This window comes from Psychrobacter jeotgali (genome assembly GCF_904846315.1).
Lineage (GTDB): Bacteria > Pseudomonadota > Gammaproteobacteria > Pseudomonadales > Moraxellaceae > Psychrobacter > Psychrobacter jeotgali.
Map to the genome: position 1 here is coordinate 2,816,582 of NZ_CAJHAF010000001.1, position 18,939 is coordinate 2,835,520.

An 18,939-nucleotide genomic window follows, 5' to 3' on the forward strand; every position below is an offset into this window, starting at 1 on the left:
CCCAAATCACATAAACGGTAGGTTAACGAATATCTGCAAGATAGTAGCGTTAACGATATCGACAAAGAAAGCGCCTACCATAGGGACGATCAAAAAGGCCTTTGGCGAAGGTAAGTAGCGATCCGTTACCGCCTGCATATTCGCAATAGCAGTCGGCGTTGCTCCCATACCGAAGCCGCAATGTCCTCCTGACAACACCGCTGCATCGTAGTCCTTGCCCATTATTCTAAAGGTTATAAGGTAGACGTAGCCAATCATAAGAACGGTCTGGACTAGCAAGATAATTATTACAGGGCCCGCTAGGTCAGTCAGCTGCCACAGCTTCAATGATAATAATGCCATCGCTAAGAACAGGCTTAAAGAAGCGTTACCGAATACATCAATAGAGCGATCGAACATATCAAAGTTAAAGACGATCGTTAACACATTACGGATAATAACTCCGCCTCCCAGTGCCCAAACGAAGGTAGGCAGCTCAAACCAAGTGTCCGCTGCTACTAAGGTCATGGTCTCTGCAAAAGCTAAAGCACCCGCAAACAACGCCAAGGTCTCAATAGTAGAGGAGGCGGTAATAAAGCGCATACTATCGGGTCTCTCAAAGATCTCTTTATTGCTATGAGCTTTATCCTCATCATGCTTGGTGCTATATAATGACTGTTTTCCCGCTAGCTTTTCAATATCACTCGGATTAGGGTTGGCAGGCGTAGGCTGCAAACCAAGTCTGTTAATCAAACGACGAGCTACTGGGCCACCAATAAGGCCACCAGCTACTAGTCCATAGGTGGCAACTGCGATACCTAAGGTCGTCGCCCCGATTACTCCGTAGTCCTCTTCTAAGGTAATGCCCCAAGCCCCTGCTGTGCCGTGTCCACCAGTTAGCGCAATAGAGCCAGTTACCAGCCCAAGCAAAGGGTCAAGTCCAAGGGCGCTTGCCATGGCGACCCCAACAATATCTTGTAAAACGATAAAGACGGAAACCACAACTGTGAAAATTAATAAAGGTGAACCCCCTGCTTTAAGTCGTCCAAAGTCGGCACTGAGGCCAATGGAGGCGAAGAACATCAACATAGTAGCGGTCTGTAACCCTTGATGAAAGTTAAAACTATACCCCCAAAATATATTGAGCAAATAAACAATAATCGCAGCAACCAAACCACCTGCAACAGGTTCTGGAATATTAAAGTCTTCTAAGAACTTAATCTTCTTCACCAAAAAACGGCCAAGCAAAAGCACTAGGGTGGCTAATATCAGCGTGTAATAGCCATTTAAAGTAACTTCCATAAATTTTTCCTTCTTTTATACATAAATTAATCTGAGCTCAGAATTAGACTCGCTAATTCTAATCTCAGATCTTCGTAGTAAGAAGCTGAAATTATTCGCCCTTACCTGACACCACAATCCATAACTGCGGCTTGCCAAAATCTCTTTTTTTATTGAGTACATTACCAATAGGAATATTAACAGCCTGTTGAGAATTATGGTCATTAAGTTCAGTGCTATTTTGGTTAAGATAATAGACGGCTGCGCTTATACACCTCCAAAAAAGTTTATAGTCAAAACCATCAGCAAACTTATAACAATAAACACGCTGCTTTTTTATGGCTCTAAGCGTGCTCGCTATGACTGCATAACGGCAGCTACCTTGAAGCTCAAATATAAAAAACGCCAGCTCAGCGCTGACGTTGTTATAAATTATACTTTAAAATAAAATGCTTATGAATTCATTTTAAGCTCGGGTTTCGCCCTGTCCATAAACGATCCATTTTTGTGAAGTCAGACCCTCTAGCCCAACTGGACCACGAGCATGAATTTTGTCCGTTGAGATACCAATCTCTGCGCCCAGTCCATACTCAAAACCATCAGCAAATCGGCTAGAGGCATTAATCATCACACTGGCGGAATCGACTTCGCGGATAAAGCGCTGCGATTTGCTATAGTTGTCAGTGATAATAACATCGGTATGGTGACTACCGTGAGTATTGATATGTTCGATGGCTTCGTCGAGGCCATCAACTATTTTGACGGCTAGTATCGGCGCTAGGTATTCAGTATCCCAATCCTCTTCAGTAGCGGCTGATAAGTGACCTTCAAGTTTACTGTTGTCATTCAATATTGCTTGCGATTGCTCATCGAGGCGCAATTGCATAGCATTATCAGCCTCTATAATAGCTTCAGCGATTGGTGGCAGCATTTTATCAGCAATAGCCTTATCCACCAATAGGGTTTCCATGGTATTGCACGTGCCGTAACGATGGGTTTTGGCGTTAACGCTCACTTTTACTGCAGTCTCAAGCTCAGCGTCGCTATCAATATAGGTATGACAATTGCCATCTAAATGCTTGATAACGGGTACTTTGGCATCATTGCTAATGCGTGCAATCAGCCCTTTTCCGCCGCGAGGGACGATGACATCGACATACTCTGTCATAGTGATGAGCTCGCCAACTGCCGCTCGGTCGGTAGTTTGCAGAACTTGTACGCTATGCTCAGATAGCCCGACCTTTTTAAGTCCTTTGTGGACACACTTAGCGATTGCTTGATTGGATTCAAAAGCTTCAGAGCCCCCGCGCAGTATAATGGCATTGCCAGACTTCAACGCCAATGAGGCCGCCTCTAAAGTCACGTTGGGACGCGACTCATAAATCATACCCACCACGCCGAGTGGCACGCGCATTTTACCTAAATGAATGCCTGAGGGCTGATAAGTCATATCGGTAACTTCGCCGATGGGATCCGGTAGTGCTGCCACGTCTTTGAGGCCTTGTAACATACCATCAAAGCGGGAGTCGTTGAGCTCTAGGCGATCTAATAGGGCGGCGTCAAGGTCGTTTTTTTGACCGTTATCCATATCTATTTTGTTAGCTGATAAAATGTCTGATTTGGCATTAACCAATTCATCGTGAATGGCTAATAGCGCTGCATTTTTCTCTCCCGTATTAGCAGCCGCAAGAGCGCGTGAAGCAGCACGGGCTTGTTTGCCAACTTGTTGCATATAGTCAGTAATATCGGTGGTGTTCGATGGACTCATAGATTTATTTCCTTATATCTGTGAATAGAGTGTTTATAAATAAATTCATATAGGTAAGCAGGTGGTTTTATTAAATCAATTTGAAAGTAGTTTAAATAACAAAAGTTAATTCAAATATCACTAATAACCTGTAATAAAGTTCTATCTTATCGTCTTTGCGACATATGCCATTTAACATAGAGCAGATTAAGCCGATAGTAAAGACCAATTTGTGAACAAACCTTATTTTTAGGGCGTTCTCAAAGTAGATTATGGTTTGAAAGTTACTCTTAAATATATCAAACACATCTCGTATTAGCCCAATAGTTGCTCCAATAGAAAGTTACGTACTTTGAACATAACTCTGCCGTAACTACTAAGGTAGTCAAGATACGTTATTGTTATAGTAGCAACGTTACTGAAGCCTTAATTATCGATACGAGGAAGGGTTGAGACAATTATGAATACTATAGAAAATGCCATAACTGCTGATAGCTTGAACCATGAGGTTATAGCGACCGCTCATAAGAAAGCAGCGCCTAATAACCATAAAAAATGGTTAATGGTTACACTAACGGCTGCGGCATTGACCTTAAGTGCTTGTAGCAAACAAGAAGAAGAAAAACCAATGGAGAGCTCAGTGCATGAGTTTGATGCTCAAACCTCAGAAGAGGAGGCTGCTGCCGAGATAGCCGAATCAAATGCTCCAATGATTAGCGATCGTGAAGACAGTCCAGTACTACCAAGTAGCGACGAACCTGCGGGAACAGGAGCTATAACTGGAGCGGGAGCTGAGCCTGATAAGGATATAACGGGTGGTGTAGGTAGTACCGTAAATTCAGAAGTATTAAATGATGAAAGTGCTGTCGATCCAAATCGTTCTGAGGTTTCGAATGATAATCAACTGGAGTCGAACGAGACTGCTTATTAGAAGGATGCTATTTATTAAAATGCTACTTATTGTGTCGGCTATTAAATAATCTATTAAGCAAATAGGTTGCTAAACAGATATCAAAATCAAGGACTATAATTATGCAAAACTACAATCACAAAAAATGGCTGTTTGGCATCTTTGCCGCCGCCGCACTAACTCTTAGCGCCTGTGCTGACAAAGAGCCTGTTACTCCTGAGCCAGACCCTAGTATTGATGCTCAAACCGAAGTTGAGCAGCAAGCTACAGGTGTGGCCACTGCTGACACAGCTAATGCTTCAGTAGCAAACGACGATGTTGCCGTTGCTACTGCCACAGATGATGTAACCAATGACGATATAGGCATCGCTACTGCGGATGACTCTGAAGTGCTAGATGGTACTGAGTCGCAAGAGCATGTATCGACGTATTAAGATGAATAGCTATTATCTATCTAAGACTAAAAGCTTATTAACTATATCGGTCTGATAAAAATATTAGACTAATGAACAAAAGGCGCTCAAACTTGCTACAGCAGTTTGGGCGCCTTTTTATATGAGCCTTTTACATAAGACCAGTGTACAACCAGTCACTAGAAAAAGTCTGGAAAATTTGCCTTTTTGCCCCTTTCTAAGAGACAATGGCGAGCTATTTATTTATCGACCGTATTGTAACGGCAAATAAGTATTTGATTACAAAACCTCATTTAAAATTAGTGAATAAACTTTATATTCATAACCACTTTATTTATAAATACCTTGATAGCCAACTATAAGATTGCTATAGGTAGTCTTAATATCATTTATAATATTCTTTTTTATTCATATTCATTGGAAATCTGCCAAGCCATGCTAGATACTGCTAAAGATTCGACACGTCCTATCGCCTTAGAACTACAAGACATCTATAAAAGTTACGGCTCCTTAGAAGTATTGAAAGGGGTCTCGCTTACTGCTTATGATGGTGATGTTATCTCTATATTAGGATCTTCAGGCTCAGGCAAGTCCACTTTGCTACGCTGTATCAACTTGCTCGAAAAGCCTAATAAAGGTCGTATTATCATTGGTAATGATGAGCTGATGCTAAAGCCAGCTAAATCTGGTGAGCTACAAGCGGCTGATATCAAACAACTTGAAGATCTGCGGGCACGTGTGGGCTTTGTATTTCAGAACTTTAATCTGTGGCCGCATAAGACCATTCTGCAAAATATTATTGAGGGGCCAACCCAAGTATTAAAAATCAAAAAAGATCAGGCTATTAGTGATGCTGAAAGGCTGCTTAATAAAGTAGGGTTACTTGATAAAAAAGACGCTTATCCTGCTAATTTATCTGGTGGACAACGGCAGCGTGTGGCGATTGCACGGGCGCTTGCTATGCAGCCACGGGTGCTATTATTTGACGAGCCTACTTCAGCGCTTGATCCGGAGCTGGTCAATGAAGTGCTTGCGGTAATGCGAGAGCTGGCAGAAGAGGGGCGCACGATGTTGATTGTTACTCATGAGATGCGCTTTGCTCGTGATGTTTCTAGTCAAGTAGTGTTCTTGCATCAAGGGGTAGTTGAGGAGATGGGTACGCCTGAGCAAGTATTCGATAATCCGACTTCAGAGCGGGTCAAGGACTTTATGGCTTCTCATCGTCAAGTCTAAGCGCTGGTTACCTAATAATGTCAGTCAATACCTAAAATGTTTGTTTTTGATATTTTACTAAGGTATTATCAGTGGGTTTATAACCCTTACATTTATCACTGTTTTAAGATCTGATTTTGTTATCTGGCAAGGACGTCAGAGGGTGAATTATTAGACCCATTTATTAACATCCCTAGCAAAAATAAGGAACGTATGATGTCGACTTCTCGTTTATTGTGGTCATCGATGACCATTACCGCAGCGCTAGCATTGAGTGCCTGTAGTCCCTCTGCTGAAGACAACACCGCAGCCAATGCTGATGCGCCTGCTGCAGATGTCGCGGGTAAAACCATCCGTATCGCTACTGAAGGTGCGTATCCTCCATTTAACTATACCAATGCTGATGGTAGCTTGGCAGGTTATGATGTCGATGTCGCCAATGCTTTATGCGAGCAGATGCAAGTGCAATGCGAGATTGTCGCTCAAGATTGGGATGGTATTATTCCTGGATTATTAACTCAAAAATATGATGCCGTTATTGCAGGCATGTCAATCACTCCTGAGCGTCAAGAAAAAGTAGACTTTACTGAGCCTTACTTCGCTAACACTATGGTTTGGTTAACAGACACCAATAGCGACTTTGATCCTTTAGCTATTGAAGGCTTGACGCTAGGCGGACAGCGCTCAACCACACCAGGCGTTTATCTACAAGATAACTACGAAGGCAAAAACGGTAATACCATCCAGTTATATGATAACTACGATAATGCCTATTTAGACCTAAAGTCAGGTCGTAGTGATGCGGTATTGGCTGAAAAAGTCTCTGCTATTTCTTGGTTAAAAGACAATCCAGAAGGCTTTGGTATCGTTGGTAATGAGATTGATAATGATGACAATATTGCCATTGCGGTTCGTAAGGGCGATGCATTAAGAGATGATTTGAATACTGCTCTCAATGAGATCCGAAATAACGGTGAGCTGGCTCGTCTTGAACAAGCGAACTTTGGTCAATAAATTGTGAGTCACCCTCTATTAAGGAATAGCAACTATGACAACTTTAAAGACAACTAAAGCGCTGTGGTTGGCACCGCTTAGTGCGGCTATATTAATGCTAGCCGGCTGTAATAATAGCTCTACGCCAGCCGAAGGTACGGCGGTAGATCCAGCAGCCAATGATAATACTCCTGTTAGCGTAAAGATTGCGACTGAGTCAAGCTATAAACCCTTTAGTTATACTGATGCTGATGGTAAGTTAATTGGTTATGAAATTGAGTTGGTTGACGCTTTGTGCGCCCAAATGAAGGCGGATTGCGAAATCATCTCGCAGGATTGGGATGGTCTCATTCCGGGTCTAAATGCCCAAAAATTCGACGCCATTATTGCAGGTATGTCCATTACCCCTGAGCGTCAAGAAGTGGTTGAATTTACTGATCCGTATTTCCATACTGGTATTATCCTTATCGGTAAAAAAGGCGATAACATTAGTGTCAATGAATTAGCTACTCAGCCTATCGCTTCACAGCGCTCAACCGTTGCCGCACAGTATCTACAAGATGAGCATCCTGATGCTGATATCAAGCTTTATGATACTCAGGACAACGCTTACCTTGATTTGACCTCAGGCCGTGTCCGCGCCATGATGTCAGATAAAGTGACAGGTATCGACTGGCTACAAACAGAAGCAGGTCAAGGCTATGAAGTTAAAGGGGCTGAGATTAGCACGGATGAAGATGCTATGGGTATCGCTTTTCGTAAAGGCGATCCTTTAGTCGCAAAATTCAATGCTGCGCTAGCTGAACTAAAAGCTAATGGTACTTATGATCAGATTACCGGTAGCTATTTTGGCACCAGCTCGACCGCTGCAGCCCAAAAAGCTGGAACAACAGGCGGTGTGGATAAGGTATTAGTTATTGAAGGCGAAGATGCGAATCTCGATGCCAATGCTATTATCGCCACAGAAGAGCAGGCCGAAGCCGCAACCAACTAATTGATAGCTTAGGACGTATTTAATAATATGTCCTAATATGATCGCTATGATTAATAAGTTTTTATTAACAGGCATTGACTAAAGAGGGAAATCAAGGATGAGCATCAGTAGCAACTCCACTCAAGCACATACAGTAGTTCAGACCACGCTTAATATATTTAATAAGCCTGGTCTAGCGAAAATGCTATGTGCAGTTACAGCTATAGCGGCGCTTACAGGCTGTAGTAACGGACAGGATGAAACCCTTACCGACAATCCTGAAGCGACAAATGTGGCAAATGGCGAAGTGCTGCGTATTGGTACTGAAGGAGCCTATGCGCCTTTTAATTATACCAGTGCTGATGGAACGCTTAGCGGCTTTGATGTGGATTTAGCCAATGCTATTTGTGCAGATATGAAGGTCACTTGTGAGATTACAGCGCAAGATTGGGACGGTATCATTCCTGGTCTTAAAGCTGGGAAATACGATGCCATTGTGGCGGCTATGTCAATAACGCCAGAACGTGCGCAGCAGGTCAGCTTTACCGATCCTTACTTTAGCAATGCTTTGGTGTTTTTAGCCAAAAAAGATAGCAGTTTTAATCCCAATAATAGCGACGATATCGATACCCATTCTATTGCAGCGCAGCGCTCGACCATATCTTCACAGTGGCTAGAAGGTGAGTATCCGCAAGCTGATATGAAGTTATATGATACTTTGAGTAATGCGTTTTTAGATCTAGAGTCTGAGCGTGTTGATGCTATGATCTCTGATAAGCTGCCAGCCATCCAGTGGCTCAGCTCGCCTACGGGTAGTGATTACGTTATTAAAGGCGATGAGATTGACATCAATGATAACTTTGCTATTGCGGTACGTCCCGGTGATGAGCTGCAAGCGAAAATCAATCAATCATTAGCCAATTTGCGTGCTAATGGTACTTATGATGAGATCAGTCAAAAGTATTTTGCCGTACCTGCTGCCAGTAACTAGTTGTCAGTAACCAATCAGCCAGTCAGGGCGCATAATAACGCGCCCTAATCAAATTATCCTAGCTCTAACCTAAATAACTTCTATTTAGGTAGCGCTTTTGCGTGTCAGTAGTAACATAAAAAGCCATGAATATGATAAAATCAGCGCTCATTTCTATCGGATCAATTACCCAGTCAATGAAAATGCCTGAATGTGGGTTATAAATATGGGTTTCGTGACCTTCATGAGTCCATCGCTATAATAGGTAGTACAAGGCTATGGATAATGATACTTGTAACTATATTTCGTCAATATGAAGAGACTAGATAAATAGATTAGGTGAGCTACTGTGTTTGATTTGCAAGGATTTGGCGCGCTATTATTGAGCGGCGCTACCGTCACTATAAAGCTTGCCGTGACCAGCCTAATTATAGGTATGATCTTAGGGCTGATGGGTGCTACGGCCAAACTATCTAATGTTTGGCTGCTACGCAAAATAGCGACCTTATATACGGCGACGATGCGCGGTATTCCTGAGTTACTATTGGTCCTATTCATCTATTATGGTGGCTCAATCTTACTGATGAGTCTCCTCAAAAAATTCGGCTATAACGAATACGTCGAAATCAGTGCGTTTTGGGGCGGGGTGATGGCATTGTCTATTGCTTTTGGGGCTTATGCTACTGAGATTCTACGGATGTCTATTCAAGAGATACCAGTAGGGCAAAAGGAAGCCGCCGAAGCTATTGGTATGCGTCCCTTGCAGATTTTTTATCGTATCACTTTACCTCAAGTATGGCAGATAGCTTTGCCAGGGCTTGGCAATCTATTTTTAGTACTGCTCAAAGATACCGCCTTGGTCTCCGTTGTTGGTCTCAAAGATATCATGTATCAATCTTCGCGTGCAGCGCAGTCAACCCAGCAGCCCTTTACCTTTTATATGGCAGCAGCGATTATCTATCTAGGTCTGACGATGCTGATTACTGGCTTTATGATGTGGCTTGAATGGCGAGCCAATCCAGCGGCTCGTTATGCCAAAAAGCTTAACCGTCAATCAATTCCCGAACAATCGGTCACCAGGTAGAGGAGAGCACAGTCATGGATTGGAATTGGCAAGTTATCTTCGATCATATCCCAGACCTACTGGGCGGTGCAGTGTTGACCGTACAATTGGTAGTTATCTCAGGTATTATCGGCTTATTCTTTGGTTTAATCTTAGCTCTGTTACGATTGTCCAAAAGCTGGGCCGTACAGATTCTCCCGTTTCTATATATATTCTTCTTTCGCGGTACCCCGCTATTGGTACAGATATTCTTAATCTACTATGGTTTGGGTCAGTTCGAATGGGTGCGTGATTCTTTTCTTTGGGATCCGGTACTAAGCCAAGCTTATTGGTGCGCCATCATCGCTTTTACCCTAAATACCAGTGCTTATTTGGCGGAGATTATTCGCGGCGCTATCCAAACTATACCTGTTGGCGAGCTCGAAGCTGCTGATGCTATTGGAATGTCAAAATGGCAGAAGCTTACGCGAATTACTTTACCGCGCGCCTTTGGTATCGTCATTCCTGCCTACAGTAATGAAGTTATCTTTATGCTTAAAGGTAGTGCTCTCGCATCGACTATTGCCCTGATGGATATTACTGGGGTGGCTCGTACTATTAGCGCCCGAACTTATACTTTGATGGAGCTGTTCTTTGCCGCCGGTATTATCTATCTGTTATTGTCATGGGTAGTGTTATATAGCTTTGGGCTTTTTGAAAAACGAATGAACCGTCATATGAGTTATGTTCCACCTGACGTGACTACCAATACCATTCCTTAATTATAGTTAAGACACTTTACAAACCAAACGGGAAGGTGTCGAATGTTTTGTCCCTTCGCTGTTTTGGCAAAGCTGCAACTGCGCGAGTTTTATCGAACCAGATATACTCATCAAACTGAGCGGGCAAAGAGGCATAGAAATAATGACTTTGTAGCTCAGTCTCAGGTCTATAAATGACGCCTATTGCGCGCTCTAAACGCTCTGGGAGCAATTCTTTCCGGATGTCTTCATGCAGTGGATAACGCAGTGGTAAAAGAAAGTTATCAGTAGCTACCTCATGAAAAATACGCTCATAACTGTCAACGTGTGAGGGCTGTACTGGTTTTATCTCCATTGGCCCTCCCCATTCAGAAGCTGCAGCAACGGTACCATGATCAGTGCCAAAACCTATATTATAGGCTTTGTCGCCATATTCTTGCCGTGCTAATTGACCTATATTTAATTCGCCACGTTTGCTCATTTGCGTTGCTCGAGCATCACCAATGTGGGAGTTATGTGCCCAAACGACCGCCTTTGATTCAGAGCCTCTAAACTCAAGCACCGCTTGCAGTGCTGCAAACATGTGTTGGTCACGCTGATTCCATGAGTTGTACTCAGCAGAAGACCCTTCAGTATAATATAAGGTACGATAATAACGTTCGGCATTGACGATCAGCTTGGCATTTTGTTTGGCGTCAAAAAATTGCTCTTCATTGGCTACAGAATACTCTAAACGTTTTTTGAGTAAATCTTGTAGATTTTTCAGTACTTCTGTCTCACAGCTATTATGTTGCTGAGCTGCAACAGCACGACCGTACAAAACAGGGTCATCTGCCCAAGGCATCAGACAGCCATAACGGTCGCGAGCAACTTCTGCAGCCTTAGGATCCACTTGCTGTAAATAGTCCAATACGGCTTCAATAGAGCTATATAAGCTGTATAAATCCAGACCATAAAATCCTATCTTTTGCTGTGAAGATTCAGCTTTAGCGTTGTCAATTTTAGCATTATAAGCACGAAGCCAATAGGTAAATTCAAGCATGGATTGATTGGCCCACATCCAAGTAGGGAATCTGGAAAAAGGGGCGTTTTGCAGCAAAGCATCCTGTTCTCGTCCATGAATATAATGGTGGATATGAGCGGCATCCGGCCAGTCCGCTTCAGCCGCAATAATGGTAAAACCCTTCTTTTCTATCAGCTCTTTAGTGATACGTGCCCGCATCTCATAAAATTCAGCCGTTCCATGTGATGCCTCGCCAAGCAATACGACCCGGCTGTCTCCGATACGCTCCATGAGATCATCTAAATTAACGTCATCGATATTTGCAAAATGCTCACTTGATTGAGCGATTAATTCAGGCAAATTTCTGTAAGCTTGCATTATTTTACTCCTTCCAACCTGCTGCGCCCACCAAAGGTACAAAACGAACGCTTCCTAAATCTTCGGTCTCATATTCATTTTCACTGAGGCGGCGCACCCGTACCAGTTTTTGTAAACTTAGTGAGCTACCAACGGGAATGACCATACGCCCGCCAATCGCTAATTGTTCTTTAAGTGTTTGCGGTACTTCAGGTCCTCCTGCTGCCACTATGATGGCATCAAAAGGTGCCTGATCTACCCAGCCAAGGGTACCATCGCCATGCTTGACCTGAACATTGGTATAGCCCGTCTCATTAAGCCTAGCCTGAGCGGTATCTGCCAAAGTTTTATAGCGCTCAATGGTATAGACATGCTCACAGATCTCGCCAAGTACGGCGGCAGCATAGCCGGACCCTGTACCGACTTCGAGTACGCGGTCATCTGCTTTTAATTCAAGTGCTGCCGTCATCAATGCCACAATATAAGGCTGCGAGATAGTCTGATTTTCTTCAATAGGTAAGGGCGAGTCTCTATAAGCCGATTCGATAAGATCTGTAGGCGTAAAGGCTTCACGCGGTACTGAATTTAGGGCATCAAGTACCGTTTGATCCTGCAAGCCCCGAGCTACGAGTTGGTCATCTATCATTTGCTGTCTTAATTTTTTAAAATGACTCATTATGATGTCCTTAATTTTCATTTTGGAAAATACAATTCGTTAGCCTGTACTTTTCAGAGTTAACCGATTATATTTATTATTTTAGCTTACGAAAAATATATAGCTTAGTATCATAACCATGATGCTAAAGATGATATAGTTCTAGGTTATGGCTAATACTTCTTGAATTCAAGGTGTTTTCGTCTGACATTTGTCATATTAATATAATAATATCAACAGTTTATAGTGAGAAACCAGCATGGCTCAATCGCCACATCTGTCTTTAGTTCAGACCATCACTGCTAATACCGATACTAGTGCTGCTAAAAATCAGCTCAACGAGACTTTGCAAGCGACTATCGGCAAAGTAGTTTGCGTAGGTCGTAACTATGCGGCGCATGCGCAGGAGTTGGGTAATGAAGTCCCAAGCTCGCCTCTATTATTTATGAAACCGGCTTCCTCAGTAGTGGCGGTTCGTAATGATATTATACGCTTAGACCCTACTCGCTATGGTGACACCCATTATGAAGCAGAGTTATGTATTCAACTGTCGGCTGACTTGAGTAGGGCAAGTGTAGAGCAAGCACAGCAGGCGATTGGCGGTGTTACTCTAGGTCTAGATTTGACCTTGCGTGAGCTGCAAAGTGAGCTTAAGGAAAAAGGTCATCCTTGGGAGCGTGCTAAGTGTTTTGATGGCGCTTGTGTGCTCACTGATTGGCTTGATCCGCAAGCGTTTGGCGACTTTACGCAAGTAAAATATCAGCTGTATATTAATAATGAGCTTAAGCAAGATGGTGATACGGGACTCATGTTATTTCCGGTTTATGAGCTGTTAGCTGAGATTAGTCATGCCTTTAGTCTACAAGCTGGCGATGTAATCATGACCGGTACGCCAAGCGGTGTTGGGGTACTACAAGCCGGTGATAAGTTGACCTTAAAGCTTGGTGCTCATGAGTGGCAAACGCAGGTTCGTTAAATTAATGAGGCTTTTCAAGGGAGGCTGGTCATAACAATCTGTCATAAGGACTTGTCATAAAAGCCTGGCGTTTATCAGTATTTCTGAAATAAATCCCATAGTCATTTATTCGCTATCAAAAACACTTATCAACCAAATTCCTATATCGTTTAGCGTATTTAGAGGATAGTATATAGCTGTCCTTTCGCTAAATCTGTCAATATTATGCCCAGTCCTAAGCCCAAACCCTTTGATGTGATTCATGATCTTTTTGCCAATACTCGGCTTGAATCCTTATCTCCTGCTCACTCTGACTCCCAAGCCCCCTTTCAAGGTGATGTCTATGAACAACTGGCGCAGCTTGAGTATATCTATGTCGATGATTTGGCTGAATTCGTCACCGATAATGCCGATGACATTGTGACTAATCCTGAGCCTATCTCTTTGAGTGACTTTTTCGAAGGTTTGGCGCAACTGGCAACCATGGGGGTGGTTGAGGTTACTGATATCGTAGAAGCTATCCACCGTGAAATTATCTTGCGACCTTTAGGGCGTTTTAATAAAGGCAATCTAACGAAGTGGCCACGGGGTATTACCGGACGCATCTATAGGACAGTGCGCTACATCACCTTGCTAGTGGGTAATAATCTGGCATCTGCATTAAGGCTGTATAAAAAAACGCTCAATCATAATGATCGCCCGTTACCCAAAGCTATCAAGCAGCTCATTAATATCTTGAATGGAGTGATGGGCGATCATTTGGTCAATCATGATAATCCCATCGCTATTCAGACGGTTTTATACGATAAGTATGGACGACCACAGAGTAATATTGATAAGTTATCAGGGCGGGTCATTATCTTGTGTCACGGTCTTTGTATGAGTCATCTTAGCTGGCAACCGGGTAACGCCGATAGTTTGGGTACGCACATTAATCGCAGTCTGCCTGACTCTACGGTCCTGTATCTCAATTATAATACTGGACAGCGCATCTCCAGTAATGGTCGCCGTTTTGCTAAGGTGCTGCAGAGCTTGGTGGATAATCATCCGAACATTACTCAGATAGATTTGATTGGGCATAGTATGGGCGGACTGGTCGCTCGTAGCGCTTTATTTTATGGTAAACAAGCTGGGATGGACTGGATGATGCGGGTTGGTAATTTGATGACTTTGGGCTCGCCGCATCATGGAGCGAGCTTGGAGCGTATTGGTTATTTTATCCAAGATATGATTGGTAAACTGCCTTTTGCAGGTTCACTTGCCAAGCTGGGCGATTTAAGAAGCGCCGGTATCATCGATCTGCGTTATGGCAGTATTCGTGATGCGGACTGGAAGTCATTGGAAGGTCGTAATGTACTGCCACAAGAGTTTCGTCATCCTACGCGTTTGCCTCGTTATGTCCACAGCTATTTTATAGCGGCGACCTTAGCCGAAGCGCATTATGACTCAAAGGCGACCAAGCTGCTGGGCGATGGTTTGGTTACCATAGAGTCTGCATTAGGGGAGGATGCTGGCGAGCATACCTTGCAGGTGCCAGAGGCTCATAAAGCGGTATTTTATGGGGTGAGTCACATGAACTTAATTAATAGTAGAAGGGTGCGTAAGCAAGTGATTAAGTGGCTACTCGATAATGGACGAAGTGATTATTCCCTTAGTACTCGCATTTATTCTTATCCTGAGAAGGTAGAAGTGGTAATTTAGCGCTTGAGAATACAGTTTAGTAGGGTGGATTGTCACTCTACAAGACCATACTTTTAAAAGTTAAATAATAAAACCCCTACAAATCTAAAGATTTAAAGGGGTTCTAGTAAGTAAAATCAAACTATAAGCTACTCAGCAAATATCGCCTGCACATCGTCTTTATCAAATTTATACACTTCAGCGCAAAAGCCGCAATCCATCTCAAAGATACCGCCTTGCTCTTCAACGATGTCTAATGCTTCCTCTTCACCAATTTGTTCGATAGCCATTTCGCACTTCTCGCGTGAGCAGGTGCAACCAAAGGTTAGCTCAACTGGGTCAGGAGCGACTACGTTTTCCTCATTGTATAAACGATAAATAATTTCGTTAGCATCAAGGGTTGTCAGCTCACTTGCTTTAACCGTACGGGTTAAAATTGTCAGGCGCGTCCACAAATCATCATCGATACCCGCGTCTTGATTTTGCTCAGCTTCCATAGTCTCCTCAAAGGTACGTGGTAGCATTTGCACCAATATACCGCCTGCTTGCAGACCATCGGAGGCCAAATTAATCAGCGTTGGAATTTGCGCCGATTGTTTTTGGTAGTGAGCGAGACAATCCGCCAAGTTATCGTGGCTGCGCTCAACAATCCCTTGGTACGGCTCGCCGCCATCGGGCTGAATATTGATAAACAATACGCCTTGTCCTTGGGCGCCAAGCTCAGCGAAAGCTTCATTAGCTTGGGTCATGTTATCCCACGCCTCTATTTGCTCATCATTATCGGCCTTCCAGCTGGCAAGGGCACGGATAATACCGTCTTGATCACACTCTGCCATTGCCCAATTCAGTAGACTATCGCTATCTGCCGATTGCAGCTGAATAGATAGACGACCATCAATTTTAACCGTACCAATAATCAAGCTGGCAGCGGTCAACATCTCACCCAATAAGCGTTTAATCGCTTCAGGATAAGGTTTTTGCGCAATAGTCTTAGCATAGCTGCGTGATAAGCGTACCACGTCACCACGTACGGGCGAATCTTGAATAAAGAAACGCTGACGCACATCGCAATCTGCAGTGTTATGCAGCTGAGTATTATCGGTATTTTTGTTGTGAGTATCTTGAGTCATAAGTCATTAATTCTATTAAAAAGGTGTTAGCTTTATGGGGATTATTGCTGATTTATCAATCATCTTGATGTAATGCTATGCTTTCATGGAACGATTATTTATAGCCTTGAAGCCCTATCGACGGCTAAATACGGACAAAAATTGATTAATTAAGCTAATAATAATAAAAGTGTTGTAAAGTAACACAAAGTTGCACTATTATGAATGTAAGTAACTGCATGGATGCAAGGCGCTAGTTTAAGTAACGCCGAAGTGTCCTCTCAAACTTATAACGATGTGATAAAAGGATGTATCTCATGGCTTATGCACTTTCAAAACCTTTAACATTCGCCGCTCTCATGGCATTAGGATTATCTGGTTGTAACAACAGTAGCCAAACCGCGACTGATGATATGCCAGCAGACGATGCAACGACGACGGAAGCCGCAGCAAATGCTAATGGCACCCTACAAAAAATAAAAGACTCCGGCACTATCGTGGTCGGTTATCGTGACTCCTCTATTCCATTCTCCTACATTGCCGATGACCCCAATCAGCCGATGGGTTATGCACACGATTTAGAGATGAAAGTGGTTGAAGCCGTCAAGCAAAAGCTCAATATGCCTGATCTAAACGTGCGTTATAATCTTATTACTTCACAAACCCGAATTCCTTTAGTGCAAAACGGTACCGTTGATTTTGAGTGCGGCTCCACCACCAACAATGAAGAGCGCCAAAAGCAAGTGGCTTTTTCAAACGGTTTCTTTGAGATTGGCACCCGCTTACTAACAGCTACAGACTCTGGTATTAATGACTTTGAAGACTTAAAAGGTCAGACTTTGGTCACCACTGCAGGCACGACGTCAGAGCGTTATATCCGTCAATATGTTGATGAAAACCAGATGGATACTGACATCATCTCTGCCAAAGATCACGGTGAGGGGTTTTTGATGCTAGAAAATGGTCGTGCTGACGCCTTTATGATGGACGATGTATTGCTTGCTGGTGAGCAAGCCAAAGCCAAAAATCCTAGTGATTGGGTTATTGTCGGCGAGCCGCAGTCGTTTGAAATCTATGGCTGTATGATGCGTAAAGACGATCCTGAGTTCAAAGCGGTGGTCGATGAAGCACTTGCTAATGTCTTTAGTTCAGGCGAGATTAATGCGATTTATGATAAATGGTTCCTAAATCCAATTCCACCAAAGAACGTCAATCTCAACTTTGAGATGTCAGATAACCTCAAAGCGCTAATCGCCAATCCACATGATAGTGCTCAACCAAAAGTAGCTACTGCGCAGTAACGGCTTTTGTCCCTCAATCTCGTTTACTTCTGCCTTTAGATTAGATGAATCAAAGTTTTAATCTAAAGGGTAGGGGTTTATCAATCGCAGTTCGGAGAGACAATATGAACTATAGCTGGAACTGGGATGTGCTGTTTGAGCAGACGGGCATCGGCAATGAATTATATATTCATTGGATGATTACCGGTCTGGGCTGGCTACTGTTGATTGGTAGTATCGCTTGGGCAATCGCAATGGTGATTGGTACTATTCTTGGTATCATGCGCACTTTGCCAAGCAAAACAGCCCGCAGCATCGGCACCGCTTACGTGACTTTTTTTCGTAATATTCCTTTGTTAGTGCAGCTGTTTTTTTGGTTTTATGTCGCTCCGGGCTGGTTGACACCGACGTTACAAGAGTGGTGGTATAAAGACTTATCCCCCAATACTTCAGCGATGCTCTCAGCGAGTATCGGTTTGGGTTTGTTTACCGCCGCCCGTATTATCGAACAAGTACGTACCGGTATTGAGTCTTTGCCAAAAGGTCAAGTCAATGCCGCCTACGCACTGGGCTTTACTATTCCGCAAGCTTATAAAGAAGTACTACTGCCGCAAGCCTTTCGTATTATTTTGCCGCCGCTGAGCTCCGAGCTGACCAACTGTTTCAAGAACGCTTCAGTCGCCTCTTTAGTAGGCGTCATGGAGCTTATCAGTCAAACCAAAACCATCAGCGAATATACTCAAAACAGTATCGAGATATATACTTACGCCACGGTTATTTATTTAGTATTTAACTTATCCTTGATCACTATTATGGGGCTGATTGAACGTAAACTGCGAGTACCTGGCCTTATTGCAGGAGGTCAAAAATGAATATGACCGAACTTGTAACGGCTTATCCAGGTTTAATGGGCGGGATGCTGACCACCCTCAAGGTACTGTTTTTAGCTATTCTTGGTGGTATCAGTCTAGGAACTATATTGGCGTTGATGCGCCTATCTGGGATAAAGGTTTTAGAGATTCCCGCTAAGCTATATGTCAATTATTTTCGTTCTGTGCCTTTGCTGCTGGTGCTGCTGTGGTTCTATTTTGCGGTACCGATGATCTACTTTTGGGTAGCCGGCAAGTATCTGCAACTTGATGCTGCTTTTGCCTCCTGTGTGGTGGCCTTTATGATGTTTGAGGCTGCTTATTTTTCAGAAGTCGTGCGTGCCGGTATTCAATCTATCGGTAGCGGGCAGGTCAATGCCGCCAAAGCTCTAGGGATGACCTATGGACAGAGCATGCGTTTGGTTATTTTGCCGCAAGCCTTTCGCAAAATGCTGCCACTTATTTTGCAGCAGTGTATTATCTTATTCCAAGATACCACGTTAGTATTTGCTATCGGTCTAACCGACTTCTTCCGCGCCGCTTATGTGCGTGGCGAGCTAATGGGATTGTTGACGCCTTATATATTAGGCGCTGGTGCGGTTTACTTTATCATCAGTGTAAGCGCTTCAATTGGAGTACAGCAGGTACAAAAACGGCTAAGATTTTAATATAACTATTTAACAACCGTTTTTCGTAATAATTAACCAAGTAAAACGGCTAGGAGCCAGTAATGAGCAAAGCTGATACTTA

General features: G+C 43.3%; 18 protein-coding genes. 13 read left to right on the forward strand and 5 right to left on the reverse strand.

The window, feature by feature from the left end; all coding sequences use genetic code 11:
• Window positions 1–6: 6 nt before the first annotated feature.
• Together gltS and JMX18_RS11680 are read right to left on the reverse strand one after the other, a co-directional pair.
• Complete coding sequence (gltS, locus tag JMX18_RS11675; protein ID WP_201587881.1) at window positions 7–1,281, reverse strand: sodium/glutamate symporter; 1,275 nt, start codon at window positions 1,279–1,281, stop codon at window positions 7–9.
• A gap of 445 nt (window positions 1,282–1,726) precedes the next feature.
• Window positions 1,727–3,028 carry a glutamate-5-semialdehyde dehydrogenase gene (locus JMX18_RS11680; protein WP_201587883.1) on the reverse strand — a complete coding sequence of 434 codons (1,302 nt, stop codon included), beginning with the start codon at window positions 3,026–3,028 and terminating at the stop codon, window positions 1,727–1,729.
• Between the two features lie 439 nt (window positions 3,029–3,467).
• Here JMX18_RS11680 and JMX18_RS11685 point away from each other — a divergent pair, with 439 nt between their 5' ends.
• From JMX18_RS11685 to JMX18_RS11720, 8 genes are all read left to right on the forward strand, one after another.
• Window positions 3,468–3,938 carry a hypothetical protein gene (locus tag JMX18_RS11685; protein WP_201587885.1) on the forward strand — a complete coding sequence of 157 codons (471 nt, stop codon included), beginning with the start codon at window positions 3,468–3,470 and terminating at the stop codon, window positions 3,936–3,938.
• 101 nt (window positions 3,939–4,039) lie between these two features.
• The gene (locus JMX18_RS11690) at window positions 4,040–4,351 is read left to right on the forward strand and encodes a hypothetical protein (protein ID WP_201587886.1); all 312 of its coding nucleotides are present in this window, start codon (window positions 4,040–4,042) and stop codon (window positions 4,349–4,351) included.
• A 414-nt stretch (window positions 4,352–4,765) separates the two neighbouring features.
• On the forward strand, window positions 4,766–5,563 hold the full coding sequence (locus JMX18_RS11695) for an ABC transporter ATP-binding protein (protein ID WP_201587887.1): 798 nt from the start codon (window positions 4,766–4,768) through the stop codon (window positions 5,561–5,563).
• Window positions 5,564–5,755: 192 nt separating this feature from the next.
• Window positions 5,756–6,556 carry a transporter substrate-binding domain-containing protein gene (locus tag JMX18_RS11700; RefSeq protein WP_201587888.1) on the forward strand — a complete coding sequence of 267 codons (801 nt, stop codon included), beginning with the start codon at window positions 5,756–5,758 and terminating at the stop codon, window positions 6,554–6,556.
• Window positions 6,557–6,590: 34 nt separating this feature from the next.
• The gene (locus JMX18_RS11705) at window positions 6,591–7,529 is read left to right on the forward strand and encodes a transporter substrate-binding domain-containing protein (RefSeq protein WP_201587889.1); all 939 of its coding nucleotides are present in this window, start codon (window positions 6,591–6,593) and stop codon (window positions 7,527–7,529) included.
• A gap of 181 nt (window positions 7,530–7,710) precedes the next feature.
• Window positions 7,711–8,499, forward strand: coding sequence for an ABC transporter substrate-binding protein (locus JMX18_RS11710; protein WP_201588342.1), 789 nt, complete (start codon window positions 7,711–7,713; stop codon window positions 8,497–8,499).
• Window positions 8,500–8,827: 328 nt separating this feature from the next.
• The gene (locus JMX18_RS11715) at window positions 8,828–9,562 is read left to right on the forward strand and encodes an ABC transporter permease (protein WP_201587890.1); all 735 of its coding nucleotides are present in this window, start codon (window positions 8,828–8,830) and stop codon (window positions 9,560–9,562) included.
• 14 nt (window positions 9,563–9,576) lie between these two features.
• The gene (locus tag JMX18_RS11720; protein WP_201587891.1) at window positions 9,577–10,302 is read left to right on the forward strand and encodes an ABC transporter permease; all 726 of its coding nucleotides are present in this window, start codon (window positions 9,577–9,579) and stop codon (window positions 10,300–10,302) included.
• A 16-nt stretch (window positions 10,303–10,318) separates the two neighbouring features.
• Here JMX18_RS11720 and JMX18_RS11725 read toward each other — a convergent pair whose 3' ends face one another.
• On the reverse strand, window positions 10,319–11,662 hold the full coding sequence (locus tag JMX18_RS11725; RefSeq protein WP_201587893.1) for an erythromycin esterase family protein: 1,344 nt from the start codon (window positions 11,660–11,662) through the stop codon (window positions 10,319–10,321).
• 4 nt (window positions 11,663–11,666) lie between these two features.
• Complete coding sequence (locus JMX18_RS13270; RefSeq protein ID WP_201587895.1) at window positions 11,667–12,317, reverse strand: protein-L-isoaspartate(D-aspartate) O-methyltransferase; 651 nt, start codon at window positions 12,315–12,317, stop codon at window positions 11,667–11,669.
• A gap of 325 nt (window positions 12,318–12,642) precedes the next feature.
• Between JMX18_RS13270 and JMX18_RS11735 the strand changes: the two genes are divergently transcribed.
• Together JMX18_RS11735 and JMX18_RS11740 are read left to right on the forward strand one after the other, a co-directional pair.
• Window positions 12,643–13,272, forward strand: a complete 630-nt coding sequence (locus JMX18_RS11735; protein ID WP_406947374.1) for a fumarylacetoacetate hydrolase family protein — start codon at window positions 12,643–12,645, stop codon at window positions 13,270–13,272.
• Between the two features lie 204 nt (window positions 13,273–13,476).
• Window positions 13,477–14,952, forward strand: a complete 1,476-nt coding sequence (locus JMX18_RS11740) for an alpha/beta fold hydrolase (protein ID WP_201587897.1) — start codon at window positions 13,477–13,479, stop codon at window positions 14,950–14,952.
• Between the two features lie 128 nt (window positions 14,953–15,080).
• On the opposite strand, the gene hslO is transcribed toward JMX18_RS11740, so the two are convergent.
• Window positions 15,081–16,061 carry an Hsp33 family molecular chaperone HslO gene (gene hslO / locus JMX18_RS11745; protein ID WP_201587898.1) on the reverse strand — a complete coding sequence of 327 codons (981 nt, stop codon included), beginning with the start codon at window positions 16,059–16,061 and terminating at the stop codon, window positions 15,081–15,083.
• A gap of 296 nt (window positions 16,062–16,357) precedes the next feature.
• On the opposite strand from hslO, the gene JMX18_RS11750 reads away from it, so the two are divergent.
• The 3 genes from JMX18_RS11750 (at window position 16,358) to JMX18_RS11760 (ending at window position 18,857) form a co-directional block, all read left to right on the forward strand.
• Window positions 16,358–17,341 (forward strand): glutamate/aspartate ABC transporter substrate-binding protein, encoded by a 984-nt coding sequence (locus JMX18_RS11750; RefSeq protein WP_201587899.1) that lies wholly within the window; start codon window positions 16,358–16,360, stop codon window positions 17,339–17,341.
• A 104-nt stretch (window positions 17,342–17,445) separates the two neighbouring features.
• Window positions 17,446–18,192, forward strand: coding sequence for an amino acid ABC transporter permease (locus JMX18_RS11755; RefSeq protein WP_201587900.1), 747 nt, complete (start codon window positions 17,446–17,448; stop codon window positions 18,190–18,192).
• Window positions 18,189–18,857 carry an ABC transporter permease subunit gene (locus JMX18_RS11760; RefSeq protein ID WP_201587901.1) on the forward strand — a complete coding sequence of 223 codons (669 nt, stop codon included), beginning with the start codon at window positions 18,189–18,191 and terminating at the stop codon, window positions 18,855–18,857. The genes JMX18_RS11755 and JMX18_RS11760 overlap by 4 nt, the downstream gene beginning before the upstream one ends.
• Window positions 18,858–18,939 lie beyond the last annotated feature (82 nt).

Coding starts and splice junctions, on each gene's coding strand:
- JMX18_RS11750 (WP_201587899.1), top strand. CDS start 16,358: ATGGCTTATGCACTTTCAAAACCTTTAACATTCGCCGCTCTCATGGCA.
- gltS (WP_201587881.1), bottom strand. CDS start 1,281: ATGGAAGTTACTTTAAATGGCTATTACACGCTGATATTAGCCACCCTA.
- JMX18_RS11710 (WP_201588342.1), top strand. CDS start 7,711: ATGCTATGTGCAGTTACAGCTATAGCGGCGCTTACAGGCTGTAGTAAC.
- JMX18_RS11720 (WP_201587891.1), top strand. CDS start 9,577: ATGGATTGGAATTGGCAAGTTATCTTCGATCATATCCCAGACCTACTG.
- JMX18_RS13270 (WP_201587895.1), bottom strand. CDS start 12,317: ATGAGTCATTTTAAAAAATTAAGACAGCAAATGATAGATGACCAACTC.
- JMX18_RS11755 (WP_201587900.1), top strand. CDS start 17,446: ATGAACTATAGCTGGAACTGGGATGTGCTGTTTGAGCAGACGGGCATC.
- JMX18_RS11695 (WP_201587887.1), top strand. CDS start 4,766: ATGCTAGATACTGCTAAAGATTCGACACGTCCTATCGCCTTAGAACTA.
- JMX18_RS11700 (WP_201587888.1), top strand. CDS start 5,756: ATGATGTCGACTTCTCGTTTATTGTGGTCATCGATGACCATTACCGCA.
- hslO (WP_201587898.1), bottom strand. CDS start 16,061: ATGACTCAAGATACTCACAACAAAAATACCGATAATACTCAGCTGCAT.
- JMX18_RS11685 (WP_201587885.1), top strand. CDS start 3,468: ATGAATACTATAGAAAATGCCATAACTGCTGATAGCTTGAACCATGAG.
- JMX18_RS11760 (WP_201587901.1), top strand. CDS start 18,189: ATGAATATGACCGAACTTGTAACGGCTTATCCAGGTTTAATGGGCGGG.
- JMX18_RS11690 (WP_201587886.1), top strand. CDS start 4,040: ATGCAAAACTACAATCACAAAAAATGGCTGTTTGGCATCTTTGCCGCC.
- JMX18_RS11725 (WP_201587893.1), bottom strand. CDS start 11,662: ATGCAAGCTTACAGAAATTTGCCTGAATTAATCGCTCAATCAAGTGAG.
- JMX18_RS11680 (WP_201587883.1), bottom strand. CDS start 3,028: ATGAGTCCATCGAACACCACCGATATTACTGACTATATGCAACAAGTT.
- JMX18_RS11705 (WP_201587889.1), top strand. CDS start 6,591: ATGACAACTTTAAAGACAACTAAAGCGCTGTGGTTGGCACCGCTTAGT.
- JMX18_RS11740 (WP_201587897.1), top strand. CDS start 13,477: ATGCCCAGTCCTAAGCCCAAACCCTTTGATGTGATTCATGATCTTTTT.